This window comes from Paraburkholderia sp. SIMBA_030 (genome assembly GCF_046535245.1).
GTDB lineage: Bacteria > Pseudomonadota > Gammaproteobacteria > Burkholderiales > Burkholderiaceae > Paraburkholderia.
Window position 1 is genome coordinate 1 of sequence record NZ_JAWRXB010001189.1, and the last position, 251, is coordinate 251.

At 63.7% G+C, this 251-nt stretch carries 1 protein-coding gene; it reads left to right on the plus strand.

Annotated elements, in window-relative coordinates:
* Nucleotides 1–241: HIT family protein (locus tag SB772_RS43790; RefSeq protein WP_410839001.1), on the plus strand; the 241-nt coding region annotated here is incomplete at its 5' end.
* Nucleotides 242–251: the final 10 nt, after the last annotated feature.

Below are 251 nucleotides of genomic sequence, written 5' to 3' on the forward strand. Positions count from 1 at the left end.
GGCCCAGAGCATTGGAAAAGTCCAGGAAGAGTTGTTTTCCGCAAAGCGTTTAGGCGTCCTGATGGAGGGCTTCGAGGTGGACCACCTGCACGTGCATGTGTGGCCGGCCTATTCCACAGCGGACTTCGAGGTGCATAACGCGGACCACAATCCGGACCCGGCGGTCATGGACGCCACGGCCGTCAAGCTGCGGGCTGCCCTGCGTGCGGCAGGCCACCACGAGGCTGTCCCGGCAGACTGAGCCGTGCATG